This window comes from Streptomyces californicus (assembly GCF_000717645.1).
GTDB lineage: Bacteria > Actinomycetota > Actinomycetes > Streptomycetales > Streptomycetaceae > Streptomyces > Streptomyces californicus.
In genome coordinates, this window is record NZ_JNZZ01000012.1 from 115,568 (window position 1) to 131,148 (window position 15,581).

Consider the following 15,581-nt stretch of genomic DNA (forward strand, 5'->3'; position numbering starts at 1 on the left):
GATCGACGTGGGACCGGCGGACGGTGGGCGCCCAGGGCCTGTCGTCGGATCGCGCCGAGCCGGCAACCCGCATCCGGGCACCGGTGCTTCAACGTCATCGCACCGGGTGTGCGGCGGGGCAGTACGTGTCGTGTGAAGGGCGCTTCCCGGTGACCAGGAAGTCGTTCACGGCGTCGTTTCCGCAGGCGTTCGCGCCTGACAGGTAGGCGACGTGGCCGCCCTGGTCGATGGTGACCATCCGGGCTCGTTCACCGAGGGCCCTGCGGGTGCGGAGCGCCCCGGACAGCGGGGTCGCCGGATCGCGGAGGTTGTGCACCATGAGCACGTCGGAGGGCCCGCAGTCGGTGATCCTCACTTTCGGCTCCGCGGGGGCGGGCCAGAAGGCGCACGGCCGGATGTTGGCGGTGAACGCGCCGTACATGGGATGGCGCACGCGGTCGACCGAGACGTTGTGCCGATAGGTCGCGAGGTCCGTCGGCCAGCGGGAGTCGCCGCAGATCACCCCGAGGTAGGCGGCGGGGTAGTTGTCGCTGTACGCGCCCCCACCGGGGGCGGCGGACCCCGGCGGCGGCTGGTTCGTGTCCAGGGCGTGCCAGACGGCGGCGAGGCCGGCGAGGTCGCTGTCCGCGCGGATCATCGCCGCGGTGACGACGCGGAACGTCGTGCCGTCGTATCCCCGCACGGGCTTGTCGTCGAGGCGCGCGGCGAGCCGGAAGTACTTCTCGCGCACAGCGGCCGGGGTGCCGCCCAGGTGGTACCGCCGCTCCGAGGCGGCGGCGAACCGGGCGAAGTCGGGGAAGCGCGTCTCGAAGCCGGCGCCCTGTCCGCGCAGGGCTTCGACGTCGTAACCCTCGGGCGGCAGGCTGCTGTCGAGCACGATGCGGTCGCCGCGGCCGGGGAAGAGAGTGGTGTAGACGGCGCCGAGGTAGGTGCCGTAGGACTCGCCGTAGTACGAGATCCTCGGCACGCCCAGGGCAGTTCGGATCCGGTCCATGTCCCGGGCGGTGTTCGCGGTGGTGATGTGCGGCAGCAGGTTCGCGGTCCCCGCCGTCGTGCACTGTGCCGCAAGGCTCTTCGCGGAGGCGGCCTGCCTCGACACGTCGGCCGCGCTGCCCGGCGTAGGCGGATTGGCCGCGGTCTCACCCTGGGCACGGGTGAAGCCGCAGCTCACAGGGGTGCTGTGGCCGACGCCGCGCGGGTCGAACCCGATCACGTCATAGCGGTCGCGCACCTTCTCGGGCAGTTTCATCAGGACGGGGACGCGGAGCCCGGGCAGACCGGGGCCCCCGGGGTTGAGCAGGAGCACGCCGCGTTTCTCGGCCGGCTTCCCGCTCGGCAGACGGGAGACCTCGACGTCGATCGTCCGCCCGTGGGGGTGGCGGTAGTCGAGCGGTACCGCGAGCCTCGCGCACTCCAGCGCCGCCTCCGCCGGGCCGGGGCACTCGCCCCACCGCAGCGACGGCCGGGACGGCGTGTCCGCCGCGGTCGTCCGCGATGTGCACGAGGTCACCGCCGCCGCGGTCATCATGATGGCGAGCACCGCCGGCCAGGTCCTGCGCATGGTCGTTTCCCCTCGCTCTACCGCAACAGTGGGTGTGGTCACGCTCCGGTCCGGCGTCAGCCACCCGAGAGGGAGGCCCCCCGGACAGCCGCCGCCGCGCGCTTGCGCCGCCTGCGCAGCAGCACGACGACCAGCGCGAAGACCTGGAGCCCGGAATCCAGACCCGGCAGGTCGGCGGTCGCCTCGGAGCGGAGATGTCCGGTGAGGCGAATGGCGCCGACGCGCTCACCACCGTCGTCGAGCATGGTGTGCTCCCGGTCCGCCGCCGCGGTCCGGGAGAACGGGATGACCCGCCCGGAGCACGTCATGTGCCAGCTTCGGCGTACCCGGTCCGTGGTCGCGACGGCGGTCCCGTCGGCGCCGAGCAGTTCGTAGGAACCGCTGAAACGGTGCGTGCGGACGAGGTAGTCGACCCCGTGCAGGGTGAAGCGCGCGCCGACGCGGCCTCTGCGCAGCGAGAACGCCGTCAGCGCCCGGCCGTCCTCGGTGATCTCGTACTGCTGGCTCGGCGGATCGTTCCTCTTCGCGTGCAACATGACCTCACCCCACCACCGGCCCGCCCGCCGGCCCCATGCCATCTGTCATGCATGACCGGGCAGCCGGCCCCGCATACGATGACCAACGTGAGGGCACGCGGACAGGACGAGTTCTCCGTCGGCCAGTGGCCGGACTGGAGTTTCTGGAAGGCCCCGTCGGGCGGTTCCTCCGGCCGGGGCCGCGTCGCCGTCGCCGCGGCCATGGCATCGGCCTCCCTCGCCCTGACCGCACGGGCCGTGGGCATCGCACACCACACCGGCTCCGGCCCGCTCACCTCGCTCGTGATCGGCCTGCTCGCCTGCTACGGCATCGGCTGTGTCCTGGCCTCGTGGTACGGGCCGACGGCGCTGCGCCGGGAGCGCGTCGTCATCGTGGCCGCGGTGTTCCTGCTCGGGGCGGCGCCGGCGGTGCTCCTCGCCTCGCCGTCCTACCTGACCGACCTGACCTTCGCCCTGTCGGTCGGGCTCATGCTGCTGCCGCTGCGCCGTGCTCTGCTGCTCGGTCTCGGCACGGTGCTGGGGCAGGTCGTCTGGATGCGTCTCGCCCGGGGCGAGGTGGCCTGGGCACAGGTGGCCGTCCTCGTCGGCGTGACCGCGGCGCTCGGCACCGTTTTCGCGCTCAACTTCACGATCGGTCATCTGCGGGCCGCACGGGAGCAGGTCAGAAGGCTGGCCGTGGACCAGGAGCGGGAGCGGGTCGCCCGGGACATGCACGACGTCCTCGGCCACTCCCTCTCCACGATGACCGTCAAACTGGGTCTGACCCGGCGCATCCTGGAGTCCTCCGGGAACGTGGCCCTCGCCGTCGGTCACGTCACGGAGCTGGAGACCATGGCGCGCACCGCGTTGTCCGACGTACGGGCCACCATCTCGGACTACCGCACCCTGTCGCTGGACAACGAGCTGGCCGGCGCCCGTCTGGCGCTGCGTGCCGCCGGAGTACGGGCCGAACTGCCCGCCGCGACCGACGCCGTGCACCCCGCACTGGGCGAGGTGTTCGGTTACGTCGTGCGGGAGGCGGTCACGAACGTGCTGCGTCACTCCGACGCCGAACTGTGCACTGTCCGCGTCGGGCCCGACTGGGTCGAGGTCACCGACAACGGCAGTACCCGCGGCGGGGCGTGCGCCGGGAACGGGCTGACCGGTCTCACCGAACGGCTGGCCGCCGTGTCGGGCACCCTCGAACACGGGCCCGCCCCCGGCGGGGGGTTTCGCGTCCTCGCCCGTGGACCGGCCCCCGCGGTCCGCTCCGCAGCCCACCACGAAGCCGACCCGACGTGATCCGCGTCCTGCTGGCTGACGACCAGGCACTCGTACGCGGCGCTCTCGCGGCCATGCTCCGGCTCGAGGCCGACCTCGACGTGGTCGCCGAAGTCGGCGCCGGCACCGAGGTGCTGGACGCCGCGCGACGGACCGCGCCCGACATCGCGCTGCTCGACGTGCAGATGCCCGGCCGGGACGGCCTGAGCGTCGCCGCCGATCTCCAGCGGGCCCTGCCCCGCTGCCGCTCCATCATCTGCACTGCTTTCAGCAGGCCCGGCTACCTCTCGCGGGCGCTGTCCGCGGGCGCCGCCGGATACGTCGTGAAGGACTCTCCGCCCGAACAGCTGGTCGACGCGATCCGCCGCGTCCACGCCGGCCTGCGCTTCGTGGATCCGGCCCTCGCCGCGGAGGCCCTGGCCGGCGGTGCCAGCCCGCTGACCGGACGCGAGGCCGACGTGCTGCGCGCCACCGCCGAGGGCGGCACCGTGGCCGACATCGCCGAAGTGCTCCGGCTGTCCCGGGGCACCGTCCGCAACCACCTGTCGTCGGCGATCGGCAAGACGCAGGCCCGCACCCGGGCCGAGGCGGCCCGGATCGCGGAAACCAACGGCTGGCTGTGACCCGGGGCGGGGATTCGCCGGCGGTGGGCGGCGGATCTCCGGCCCGCGTCACCCGTCCTGTCCGGTATGCGCTCTTCCGGCCCGGACGGCGTGGTGAACCGCCCGGCTGTCGGGGAGGACGTCCGCCGGAGCCTCCCGGGACCTTCACAGTTCGTCGCGGTCCGGCAGTCCCCGTAACGCCCCTGATGGGTCATCATCGAAACGGCGGCACACGCCGGGCACACCGTGCCCGGGCCGGCCGGGTGACCGAGCGGAGGAGGCACGGGTGCGCAGTCGGGTGCTCGCGACGGACGGGCGGCATCTGGTGGTGGAGCGCCGGGGGGATCCGCGGGGAAGACCGGTCTTCCTGCTCCACGGCACGCCGGGCAGCAGACTCGGCCCCGCTCCCCGCTCCATGGTCCTGTATCAACGCCACACCCAGCTGATCACCTACGACCGCCCGGGCTACGGCGGCAGCGACCGGCACGCGGGCCGCCGGGTCCGCGACGTCGCCGAGGACGTCCGGGCCATCGCCGACTCCCTCGGCCTCGCGCGCTTCGCCGTCGTGGGCCGCTCCGGCGGCGCCCCGCACGCACTGGCCTGCGCGGCCCTGCTGCCCGAACGGGTCACCCGTACCGCGGCGCTGGTCGGCCTCGCCCCTCGGGACGCGGCAGGGCTCGACTGGTTCGAGGGCATGGCCGTCTCCAACGTGGACGCGTACTCCACCGCCGCCGCCGACCCGGACGGGTTCGCGGAGACCTTCACCCTCCGCTCCGACCAGATCCGGCAGAACCCGGTGCGACTCCTGGACGATCTGCGCCGGGAACTGACCGACTCCGACCGGGTGGTGGTCAACGATGTGGGCATCCGGTCCATGCTCCTGCGCAACTACAGCGAGGGGCTGCGGACGTCGGCGCACGGCTGGATCGACGACGCCATCGCCTTCTGCCGTCCCTGGGGGTTCGATCCGGCCGGGATCAGCGGCCGGGTGATGCTCTGGCACGGGGAGAAGGACGTCTTCACCCCCGTGGGCCATTCGCGCTGGCTGGCCGGGCAGATCCCGGGCGCCACCGCCGTACTGGAGCCGGCGGCGGCGCACTTCGACGCCCTGTCCGTACTCCCCCGGGTCCTTGACTGGCTGCTGGACGACCGGGAGCACCTGGACGCGGGCTGACCCCGGTGCGCGGCGGACGGACCGGCGCCGCCCGGCCGGCAGCCCGGCCGAACGCGCGCCCCCGGGACCGCCCAGGACAGGAGCGAGCCCGCCGCGCCGGGAGGACGGGGCTCCCGGCGCCGGCCGCGCCTCACACCGCCATGGGCTCCAGCTCCCGGCGGAAGCGCTCCTCGGTCCGGGCGATCCGGACCAGCGGATGGTCGTCACCGAGCTGGCGCACCAGCTCGACGACCAGCTCCGACCGCAGCTGCTCCGCCTCGTCCTCCCGGCCCATGGAGTCCAGCGTGACCGCCATGTTCGAGGTCATCGCCAGCGTCTCGGGGTGGTGTGCCCCGAGCGCCCCGCGCAGTTGCACGGCCAGTCGCCGCTCGGTCTCCAGCACGATGTCCAGCTCGCCCCGGTCGGCCGTCGCGCTGGCCAGGTTCATGACGCAGAACAGCGTGTTGGGGTGCTCCCGGCCGAACGCCTCCCGCATCGAGGCGACGACCAGTTTCAGCACCCGCTCCGCCGCCTCCGGCTCCCCGGCCCCCGTCAGATAGACGCCGAGGTTGTTCTGCGCCGCCAGCGTGTACGGGTGCTTCTCCCCCGGCACCTTCATGTACTGGTCCACGACCTCCTGCGCCGTGTCCCGCGCCTCGGCGCTCTCGCCCGCCGCGAACTGGTCGGCCGCCAGGTTGAGATCGCAGGCCAGCGACTCGGGGTTGGCCGTGGTGTACTTCGCCCGGTAGCGGGCGCGGGTCGCCACCGTGAGCCGGCGCGCGTCCTCCAGCCGCCCCGCCCGGCGCAGCGACACCGCGAGGCTCTTCGCGGCGCTGAGCGTCGCGGGGAAGGTGCGGCCCATCGTCTGCTTGAAACTGTCGTACGCCGTGGTGAGCAGCACCACCGAGTCCTCGTACCGGCCGACCTCCCGCAGGTCGCGCGCCAGGTTCATGGCGGAGGAGAGGCTGTAGGGGTGCTCCGGGCCGAGCACCTGGCTGCGCAGATCGTAGACGTCCTGGTCGATCTCCCGGGCGCGGGCGTACTGGCCGACGTTGCGCAGGTTCAGCGCCAGGTTGTTGGCGGCCGCCAGGGTCCGCGGATGCGAGTCGTGGAAGATCTGCCCGAACCCCTCGTGGGCCTCGGTCGCCATCTCGATGGCCCGGTCGTACTCCCCGAGCAGACCGAGGTCGATGGCCAGGCTGCTGGTGGTCATGTACGTGTGCGGATGCTCGGGCCCCAGCACCTCCCGCTGGCGTTCCAGCGTGAACTCGTCCAGCTCCCTCGCCTCCACGTAACGGCCGCGGGTGCGCAGGATGTTGGAGAGGTGGAAGCAGAGGTACAGGTACTGGAGGTCGCGCTCGCCCAGCTCCTCGCGCCAGATCTCGCGCAGCTCCTCGCCCAGCGCCCACGCGGTCCTGGTGTCGCCGCGCTTCCAGAGGTAGCGGACGCGGTCGATCAGGAGCCTGCGGGTCTCCGGCTCCTTGCAGTTGCGGGCGTCGGAGGGGCCGAGGTGCGGCCAGATCGTCGCGAAGCGCGGCCAGGTCTCCGGGTTGTCTATCGGTTCGTCGTCGTCGGGACGGGCGCCGGCCAGGATGCGGTGGACGACGTGCCGGGCCTCGCGCTGCTCCTCCTCGCTGAGCTGCGCCTTGATCACGGCCTGGACGAGGCGGTGCACCTGGACGGAGTTGGAGACCTGGTCGACCTTGGCCAGGGCGAAGCGGCCGATCTCCCGGATGACCCGGCCCAGCACCAGCTTCTCCTGGAGCGAGGAGTCGTACGGCTTGAGCGCGTCGATCATCTCCTTGCTGTAGAGGAGGTTGGCGGAGATCGGCTCGGGCGCGAAGAAGGCGCAGAGCTGGAGCAGCCGGACGGCGGCGGGCGAGCGTTCCTTGAGCCGGGCGATGGAGATGTTCCAGGTCGCCGCGACCGGTTGCGGGTACCCGGCGGGCTGGTTGAGCGCGAGGACCTGGGGCGCCTGGCGGGCGAGCTGTTCGAGGTAGGCGCCGATGGGGGTGGCGGTCTCCGCGATCCAGGCGGCCGCCTGCTCCACGGCGAGCGGCAGGTCGCCCACCGCGGTCGCCACCTGGTCGGCGTCCTCGTCGCTGAGCCCCGGGGCGCGGCGCTGGAGGTGCTCGACCGACTCCTCGCGGAGGAATACGTCCACGGGCAGGGCGTCCCCGTGCTGGGACCAGCTCTGGTTGCGCGAGGTGACCAGGATGTGGCCGGAGCCTCCCTGCGGGAAGTAGCGGCGCAGCCGCTCGGGGTCGTCCGCGTTGTCGAAGACCAGCAGCCAGCGGTCCGTGGGCACGCCGCGCCGCAGCAGGTCGACGGCCTCCTTGGAGGCGGCGGCCATGTCGTCCCCGCCCTGGGCCCCGAGCCGGGCGGCGAGTTCGGCGAGCGAGGCGACCACGTCGTCGGGCTGTTCGGACGATATCCACCACACCAGGTCGTAGTCGGCCATGAAGCGGTGCACGTACTCCAGGGCCACCTGGGTCTTGCCGACGCCGCCGAGTCCGTACAGGGTCTGCGGCTGCGGCAGGACGACGGCCAGGCCGCCGCCGAGCTGGTCGCGCATCCGCTCCAGGACGAGCGAGCGCCCGGTGAAGCCGGGGTTGCGGGGCGGGGCGTTCCAGATCTTCGGAACGGTGCCGGGGAAGCGGGGGCCGGGCGGGACGCCGTCGGTGATCTGCACCGGCCGGTCCAGGGCCCGCATCACGGCGGTGGTGGCGTGCACCTCGTCCAGCCGGAAGAGGTCGACCGGGTTGCGGTCGATGTACGGGGAGGACAGGCGTACGTCCCCGACGCGCAGCGGGACCAGCCGGCGGTGGCCGCCGCCCACGGCCTCGGCGGCGGTCCGCTGCCACAGTTCGACGGCCCGCTGGGACTTCAGGTAGGCGCTGGAGAGCAGCACCACGGTCCGTGCGGCGTTCTCCGGCGCGGGCTCGGGCCGCTCCTCCGGGGGGCGGTCGGCGGTGACGTCGCGCGCGACGACCCGGAAGCCGGCCCGGGTGAGGACGGACTCCAGCCAGTCGGCCCACATCCGGTTCTCCGCCACGTAGCTGAGGTGGAGATCGGCGGGCAGGGCGGGCCTGCGCCGGGTGAAGGCGTCGCGGATGCGCAGCCGAACCTCCTCGCCGACCGGGGGCATCGAGGTGACCTCACGGTCGGTGACGACCGCGGTGAGCCGTTCGAAGGCGGAGAGCAGGGAGTTGGTGAGCCCGGCCTCGTCGCCGAAGGTGGCGAGCGTCTCCTCGTAGGCGTAGTAGGGGCGGTAGGGGATCTCCACCGCGCCCCAGTAGGCGGTGAGTTCGTCGCCGGTCAGGTTGCGCGGCAGCCGGTCGAACTTGAGCCGGGCGAGCGCCCGTCCGGCGTCCGCCTTCTCCTTCTCGCCCTCGTCGATGCGCATCGGCACGGGGTAGACGGAGATGGGGCGGCCGGTGTTGCGCTCGGCGATCTGGCGGGCGACGGAGGCCGCGCCGTCGATGGACTGGTCGCTGAGGGTGAAGCAGTCGACGAGCACGTCCGGGAGGTGGACGGTGCAGATGTCGGCGATGTCGCTGAGGCCGGTGCGGCTGTCGATGAGGACGTAGTCGTAGTGGGCCTTCATGTCGTCGCGCAGCGCGTCGAAGAAGTGGCCGCCGCCGAACCGGTCGTAGAAGTTGTCCCAGTCGAAGGTGGAGACGGTGGCGCTGTACTCGCGGTTCTGCCGCCCGGCGGAGACGAAGTCGAGCGTGCCGCCCCGGGGGAACTCCCAGCCCAGCGACTCCGGGGTCAGCGACACGGCGTGCGGCTGGATGCGGGCGTAGTCGCGGTGCCAGTCGTCGGGGCGCTGCACGGGGCTGGTGGCGGCCCAGGCGTACTCGGTGATCAGGTCGATCACGCCGGTGGTGGCGCCGAGGGTGGCGGGGTCGAGGAAGGGGTGGAAGAACCGGTGCAGTCCGGGGGCCTCCAGGTCCCAGTCGACGGCCAGCACGCGTTTGCCGTTGGCCGCGAGGATCCAGGCGGTGTTGGCGAGGGCCATGGTGCGCCCGGTGCCGCCCTTGTACGAGTAGAAGGTGACGATGCGCCCGTCACGACCGGCACTCATAGGTCCTCCGCTTCCGTCGCAGGGTCGTGCGGGTCGGGTGTGTAGCTGGTGGCGCCCATGGGTCCGGTGAGCCGGGTCCGTTCGCCGGATCCGCCGCCGGGCCCCGGCGGGTACGCCTTCGCGTGTTTGAGGTACTGCTGGGCGGCCACCTCCACCACCTGGGGCAGGAGTTGGACGTACGCCTCCATCGTGGGCACTCCTTTGGCCGCGGCGCGGCACAGGGCCCGGCCCTGGCCCATCTTGACCGGCATGGTGGCTTCGAGCCGCTGGGACAGTTCGGCCTCGGCCGCCCTGCTCTGGTGGTCGTCGCGGTTCCACGGCACGACCAGGGTCACCCAGGGGCGGTTCTCCGCGTCGAACGCGGCGAGTCTGCGGCAGTGGTCCTCGTCGCGCAGGGCCCAGCGGTCGACGATGAGGATTTCGGGGGTGCTGGGGGCGGCCTTGGCGTCGTGCCGGTCCTCGTCGAACGAGGTGATCACCGCTTGGTAGTTGAGCGAGCGGACCAGTTCCCCGGTGACGTAGGCCAGGGGGCGGGCGGAGGCGGGGTGGTAGGGGTTCCAGTCCTGGGGGTGGTCCCCGTAGTGGTCGCCGTTGCGGCCCTCGGGCAGGTCGTGGCGGGTGGGCGCCGCGATGGTGATCCGCATCGGCCGGGGGGCGCCGACTCCGCTGCCGGGGGAGCCGAAGGCGCTGGGGGCCAGGCGGTAGTCGACGGGGCGGCCGGTGTCGATGCGGACCGAGTCGGCGACGCTGACGATGCGTTTGGCCAGTTCGTAGACGGCCCGTTCGTACTCCTCGGCGAAGAGTCTGAGCTTGATCAGGCCGTACAGCCCGTCGCTGACGTACCGTTCCCCGAAGTCCCGGTGGTTGAACTGCAGCCGTTCGGCGGGGCCGGGGAGTTGGCTGGGCGGCACCGGAACCCAGAGCGCCGGGACGATGGCCTCGGCCGGTTCGTTGGAGCGGGCCCGGTGGTGGATGGCCCGCTGCTCGAAGGCGTACCACTCCTTGCCGCACATCTCGCTGGCGAAGTAGCGCGGCGAGAACAGGGGGACGAAGACCCGGCAGGTGGCGAGGACGTCACCGAGCCGTTCCGACCAGCCCTCGCCGGAGCGTATCTCCCGGTCCATGAACCCGGCGCGCGCCCCGGCGGGTAAGTCGGTCATGGCCATCACGTGGCCGCAGAGGTCCTGGTAGAGCCGTTCGACCCACATGTCGGGGTCCGTGCCGGCGCCGTATCCCGGCGTGTGGGCGTAGCTCAGAAAGAAATACGGCCGATGGCCCACCGCTCGCTGGTGCGTCGATGCGTGCACACGACCCCCGTCCTGTGTGAGCACTCGCGTCCCGGAGGGAGGAGGGGAGTGCAAGCGAACTCATCATTCCGGAGCGGACCGCTTTCATCCCCTCGCCGTTCGGTCATTCGAACATCACTTTCCGGCCGGACGCCGGAATTCCGGGCGTATGCCCGGCGGGTGAAAGGCTTTTGTCCCGGGGTGTCGCGGCGGGGCTCCGGATTCCGCTGATCTCCTTGCGGACAGCGGCGACCAGCTGTTTGCCGTCGACCGTCACCTCCGCCGCGTTCTCGATCATGTCGAGGGCTTCCGGAACACCCGCGAGGAAGCCCGGATCGTAAAGCCCGAGCCCCGCCCGTTCGTATGTCTCGGCCAGCAGCCGGGAGAACGTCACGCGCTCGCTCCCCCAGGGCGTTCGATGTTCCCAGGTGCCGTCCAGGGCGTAAAGATCCGTCACTTCGCCGAGCGCCCGCAGTTTCGCCCGGCGGAACGCGCCGAGCAGGCCGAGCGAAAGCCCTCTCGCGTCCGCCGCCGGCCCGACGCCGAGCGCCCCGGGGCCGTGCCGCCCCGGGGCTGCGGCTCCGGCGGAGAGCGGGGTCAGCGTGGTGAGCGTCCGGGCCGCCTCGGCCGCCTGACCGGGGACGGCGTCGGCCAGCAGCGACCACGCCTCGGCGAACCGCCGCGCCCGGGCGTCGGCCTCCTCCGCCCCGAGGCGGTCGGCCGCCGGGGCGTCGAAGCGGTCGCGGAAGGGGTCGAGGTCGTCCAGCAGGAGTACGGGGGCCGGCGCCCGGCGCAGGACGCGTACGGGCAGCCAGCGCGGGCCTTCGGGCTCGTCGTGGGCGACGCGCACCTCCGTACCGGGCGCGGCGCCCGGCTCCCGGACGAGGAGACCGCCGTCCGCCGGGCGCACCACCGCCCTGCCCCGGTCCCCCGGCCCGCCGAGGACCACGGTGCCGAGCGTGGGCAGGTGCAGGCTTCCGTCGCGGTACGCCACGGGCACCGGGAGGTCGAGCCGGGCGCGGACGGCGGCGGCGGCCACGGTCGCGGCGAACCGCTCGGCGGCGGGTTCCGCGAGCGGTCTCCCCGCGTCGGCGTCCGCCAGGGCGTCGAGCAGCCAGGTGCGGGTGTAGGGGTGGGCGAGGACCGCGTCGAGCGCGTCGGCCCCGCCGGTCTCCGCCTCGACCGCCGCCGCGAGCCGCCAGGAGGAGTCCCAGAGTTCCCCGCCGTGCCCGTCGAGGGTGTCGTGGAGCACGGCAAGCAGGGTGCGGGTCAGGTCCTGGTGGGCGGCGAGCAGGGCGTCGGGCGAGCGGAGGGCGGGCGACTCGGTGGCGGCGGCCGTCCGGTCCTCGATGCCGCGGATCAGGGCGGCCAGGTCGGCGCAGTAGACGGACGGGTTGTCGAAGCCGCCGCCCGGGTGGCTCGGGGGGCCGCCGGAGCGGTACCGGTGGGTGTAGAGCCCGCCGCCGCACGAGCGCACGAGGGGGCAGCGGCGGCAGGTGTCGCCGACCCCCGCCAGACCGAGCTGGCGCACCCGGACGCCGGGGTGGGCCGCGACCTCGTCCAGGGTGTTGCGGAAGACGTCGAACCCGGTGGCGGCGGCGCCCTCGTAGGCGCTCTTGAGCGAGTCGACCTGCTCCAGCGTTCCGTCGGTCTCGATGACGACGAGGTCGGTGGGGGCCAGGCCCAGGGACTCGGTGAGGCTGGGGCCGCCGCTCAGCGTGGAGAGCACCGAGGAGAACATCCGGACGGGCATGGGGCGGCCCCGCTCGGTCCAGCGGTCGAAGACCGTCAGCAGCCAGTCCGCGTACGCGGTGGGCGAGCCGTCCGGCCGGTGCGGCGGGTCGTCCCAGGTGGCGTGCGGCAGCAGGAAGTCGACGAGCGGGGGTTCGAGTCCGGCGAGGGCGTCGTGCACGGCCACCGGGTCGTTGCGGACGTCGACCGTGCAGAGCAGGCCGAGGTCGAGGTGGCGGTAGCGCTCCTGGTGGAGCAGGTCGATCGCGCGCAGCACCAGGGGGTGGCTGCTGCGTCCGTCGGCGTACCGGCGGTGGCGGTCGTTGGCGGCGCGGTCGCCGTCGAGCGAGATCCCGACGCGGACGTGGAACTCGTCGAAGAGATCGAGATAGCGGGGGCTGAGCTGGACGCCGTTGGTGTGGATCCTGAGGTCCAGCTCAGCGATGCCGTTCAGGGCCGAACCGAGCTCCTCGCAGACCCGTCGCAGTCGCGCGGGCCCCGCCAGGAGCGGTTCCCCGCCGTGCAGGATCACTGTGACGGAGGGGAGCGCGTGTGTCGTCGCGTGCTCGGCCAGACGCCGGGCGGTCCGGGAAACCGCCTCGTCGGAGATGACCTTGGGTCGGGTCAGCCAGCTCTGATCCGCGTGTTCGTAGACATAGCAGTGGTCGCAGGCGAGATCGCACCTGCTGTGCACTTTGAGGACGAATTCGCGGAAGGGGACCAGGGGTCCTGTCATTCCTTCATTCTAGCCACTTCTGACGCTTGTTCAGAGAGCGGAACTGAAGGTGGAGATCCGGGTGGACCGGGCCGTCGTCGCGCCCATCGCGCGATTGATCTTCCTGGCCGCCTCGGCGCTGCGGACATCGGTCGCCGCGAGAGTCGCGCGGGTCTTCGCCGGGGCGGGGGCAGGGGTGTTTCCGTAGGTCTTCACGGCCGTCCTAGGGGAGTCCTGAGGGGGTCTGTTTCCGGACATTCAAACGCGTTCGGATTCCGTGTCATCACACGGTCCGGCATGCGCACTTTACTACCGCCGCGCCCCCTTCACCTGCCGGCGAAGCGGCCCTTCGTCCCGGTGTTTTCCGAGCCGGAACACCCCCTCCGTTCGACCGCACGGGCGAGTGGGACCCGTGTGTCGGGACCGCCGGGCCGGAGCCCCCGGTCACCCGCCGCCGGCTCTCGCAGGTGGGAGGCGCGCGGGGGCCCGAGGACCACCCGCACAGGGGCCCGGCACGCGCACCGCGAAGCGCCCGCGACGGCCTCGGCGCGGCGGCCCCGAGACCTGGGCGAGGGCGGCGGTTCTCACTCGTTCACCGGTTCCGCGCCCGGGACGTTGTACTCCGCACGGGCGCCCCGCATGCAGTCCAGGACGCGTTCGTGGCTGTCGCCCACGACGTCGGTGACCCGGACGCGGATGTGGAGCGACTCGACCCGCTCGACGCACCGCTGCGAGAAGACGCCCACCGGCACAGTGTCGTAGTTCCCCGTGCCGACCAGCGGAAATCCCGCCCCGAAGGCGATGAGCTGGTAGTCCCGGCCCGCCGAGAGCCCGGCGGCGGTCAGGGTGGAGACCACGTCCGGGACGGCTGCCCACGGCGCCGACGCCTCGTCGGACACGCCCCGCAGCACGACGCGGCACTCCCAGCTGTCGACCACGGCGATGTGCTGACCGCCGTTCAGGATTCCCACCCGCCACGCCGGTTTCCCCTCGGCGAGCAGCCCCTTGCGCCAGGACCCCCGGTAGCCGAGGTAGGGCCGCACCGTGCGGGCGTACTGGGCCCGCGCCAGGACGGCGCCCGTCGCCACGGCCAGCAGACTTCCGAGCACCTCCATGTCCAGCAGTCGCAGCCGCCAGGGCCAGTCGTCCCCGGCCCCCGGCGGGACATTGGCCCGCACGGCCTCCCACAGCAGGATCAGGACCAGGAGCACGAGCAGCACCAGCGGTGCGGTGAAGAGCAGCGGACTGCGGCGCGTCCTGCGTTGAGCGTCCTGGAGCGGGATCTCGTCGTCCGCCGCTCCCCGCCGGTCCCTCTCGTCGATGGCCCCTCCCCCGCCCCGAGGTGATCCGATCGCCGAAAAGGCGTCGACTCCCCTGCTGTACAGCCCAGTTGGGAAACTCTGCCACAGCGCCGCCGGGCGAGGAAGGGGTGCGGTCGCGGCGGTGGCCGAACCGCGTCGCGACGGCCGCCCGCGGGGCCGGTGCGCTCTTGCCGCCCCCGGCCCCCACCCCTACTCTCATGGCCCCGGACGGGCAGGGGGGACGGCCGGCCGGGTCAGACGACAACTGCAGACGGAGGCGACCGTGACGGCGCTGCCCGAGCCGCTGAGATCCATGGTCTTCAGGAACGACGACCTGCCCGCCCTGTTCCACCACACGGACGCGGTCGCGGTGGCCCGGCAGCGTGAGGCCGTGAACACCACCCGGGCGCAGTTGGCGCTCCTCGTGGCCGGTACGGTGCCGGCGGCGCTGCCGTGGTCCGCCGAGGACGGGACGGCCTCCCGCGTCCTGCACGGCGCGGCGGTGCTGGCCTATCTCGGCGTGCTCTTCACGACGTTCCTCGCCTCCCACCGCAAGGCGAAGTCGCACTGGCAGCTGAACCGCTCGGCGGCCGAGTTCATCAAGTCCAACTGCTGGCGGTACGCGGTCCACGGCGCCCCGTTCGACAGTGCGACCGAGCATCCGGAGGCGTTGTTCGCCAACCGCCTGGAGGACGGCCTCCAGGAGTTGCGGAAGGTGGGCTGGGCCGATCCGCGCGAGGAGCTGATGGATTCCGGCGGGCTCATCACGGAGTCGATGCGGGCGCTGCGGGGCAAGGCGTACACGGTCCGCAAGGAGACGTACGTACGGGACCGGCTCATCGAGCAGCGGCGCTGGTACCGCAGGCGTCAGCACGCCTCCCGGCGCGGGGCGCTGCTGTGGTCGGGCGCCGTCGTCGCGCTGACGCTGCCGGCGCTGGCGCTGAGTGCGCTCCAGGCGTTCGGGGTGGGCCGGTCGTTCGGGCTGACGGGGGTGCTGTCCGCGGCGGCGGCTGCCTGTCTCGCCTGGAACGAGACGCGCCGGCACCATCCGCTGATCTCGGCGCATTCGCTGGTGGAGCAGGACCTGGAGTCGATGCAGGCCGCCATGGAGACCACGCTGACCGAGCGGCACTGGCCGTCGGCGGTGTTCGAGACGGAGCGGATCGTGTCGCCGGAGCACACCGACTGGCTGGTGCGGCACCGGGTGTGAGCCGGGGCTCCCGCCGGTCCGGGCCACGGCTTGTGCGGCGACTCGCCGGTCGGGGCCGCAGGCCGTGGGGCCTCTCGCCGGTCCGGACCGCAGCCTGTGCGGCCTCTCGCCCGCGTGGGCGGCGGGTTCGCACCGTACG

The 15,581-nt window shown here is 72.7% G+C and carries 11 protein-coding genes; 4 read left to right on the forward strand and 7 right to left on the reverse strand.

The features are described 5' to 3' along the window. Window positions 1–94: 94 nt before the first annotated feature. Window positions 95–1,561 (reverse strand): alpha/beta hydrolase, encoded by a 1,467-nt coding sequence (locus tag IF19_RS0117325; protein ID WP_030114238.1) that lies wholly within the window; start codon window positions 1,559–1,561, stop codon window positions 95–97. Window positions 1,562–1,617: 56 nt separating this feature from the next. Beyond that, window positions 1,618–2,097, reverse strand: coding sequence for a hypothetical protein (locus tag IF19_RS0117330; protein ID WP_030114239.1), 480 nt, complete (start codon window positions 2,095–2,097; stop codon window positions 1,618–1,620). Window positions 2,098–2,175: 78 nt separating this feature from the next. On the opposite strand from IF19_RS0117330, the gene IF19_RS0117335 reads away from it, so the two are divergent. From IF19_RS0117335 to IF19_RS0117345, 3 genes are all read left to right on the forward strand, one after another. Further along, window positions 2,176–3,378 carry a sensor histidine kinase gene (locus IF19_RS0117335; RefSeq protein ID WP_030114240.1) on the forward strand — a complete coding sequence of 401 codons (1,203 nt, stop codon included), beginning with the start codon at window positions 2,176–2,178 and terminating at the stop codon, window positions 3,376–3,378. After that, entirely contained in the window at window positions 3,375–3,980 is a 606-nt protein-coding gene (locus IF19_RS0117340; RefSeq protein ID WP_030114241.1) for a response regulator transcription factor, read from the forward strand. Before IF19_RS0117335 ends, IF19_RS0117340 begins: the two co-directional genes overlap by 4 nt. 265 nt (window positions 3,981–4,245) lie before the next feature. Beyond that, window positions 4,246–5,133 (forward strand): alpha/beta fold hydrolase, encoded by an 888-nt coding sequence (locus IF19_RS0117345; RefSeq protein ID WP_030114242.1) that lies wholly within the window; start codon window positions 4,246–4,248, stop codon window positions 5,131–5,133. A gap of 130 nt (window positions 5,134–5,263) precedes the next feature. On the opposite strand, the gene fxsT is transcribed toward IF19_RS0117345, so the two are convergent. The 5 genes from fxsT to IF19_RS0117370 form a co-directional block, all read right to left on the reverse strand. Beyond that, window positions 5,264–9,199, reverse strand: a complete 3,936-nt coding sequence (gene fxsT, locus IF19_RS0117350) for an FxSxx-COOH system tetratricopeptide repeat protein (protein ID WP_030276377.1) — start codon at window positions 9,197–9,199, stop codon at window positions 5,264–5,266. Continuing rightward, window positions 9,196–10,530, reverse strand: coding sequence for an FxsC protein (fsxC, locus tag IF19_RS0117355; protein ID WP_158706244.1), 1,335 nt, complete (start codon window positions 10,528–10,530; stop codon window positions 9,196–9,198). Before fsxC ends, fxsT begins: the two co-directional genes overlap by 4 nt. A 79-nt stretch (window positions 10,531–10,609) precedes the next feature. Continuing rightward, entirely contained in the window at window positions 10,610–12,952 is a 2,343-nt protein-coding gene (gene fxsBH / locus IF19_RS0117360; RefSeq protein ID WP_030276379.1) for a radical SAM/SPASM protein FxsBH, inactivated beta-hydroxylase extension form, read from the reverse strand. 30 nt (window positions 12,953–12,982) lie between these two features. Next, a complete protein-coding gene (locus IF19_RS1000000137685; RefSeq protein WP_156095455.1) occupies window positions 12,983–13,147 on the reverse strand; it encodes an FXSXX-COOH protein in 165 nt (54 codons plus the stop codon). A 368-nt stretch (window positions 13,148–13,515) separates the two neighbouring features. Continuing rightward, window positions 13,516–14,151: a hypothetical protein gene (locus IF19_RS0117370; RefSeq protein WP_234310466.1), complete on the reverse strand. Its 636-nt coding sequence runs from the start codon at window positions 14,149–14,151 to the stop codon at window positions 13,516–13,518. A gap of 394 nt (window positions 14,152–14,545) precedes the next feature. On the opposite strand from IF19_RS0117370, the gene IF19_RS0117375 reads away from it, so the two are divergent. Beyond that, a complete protein-coding gene (locus IF19_RS0117375; RefSeq protein ID WP_030276387.1) occupies window positions 14,546–15,442 on the forward strand; it encodes a DUF4231 domain-containing protein in 897 nt (298 codons plus the stop codon). Window positions 15,443–15,581 lie beyond the last annotated feature (139 nt).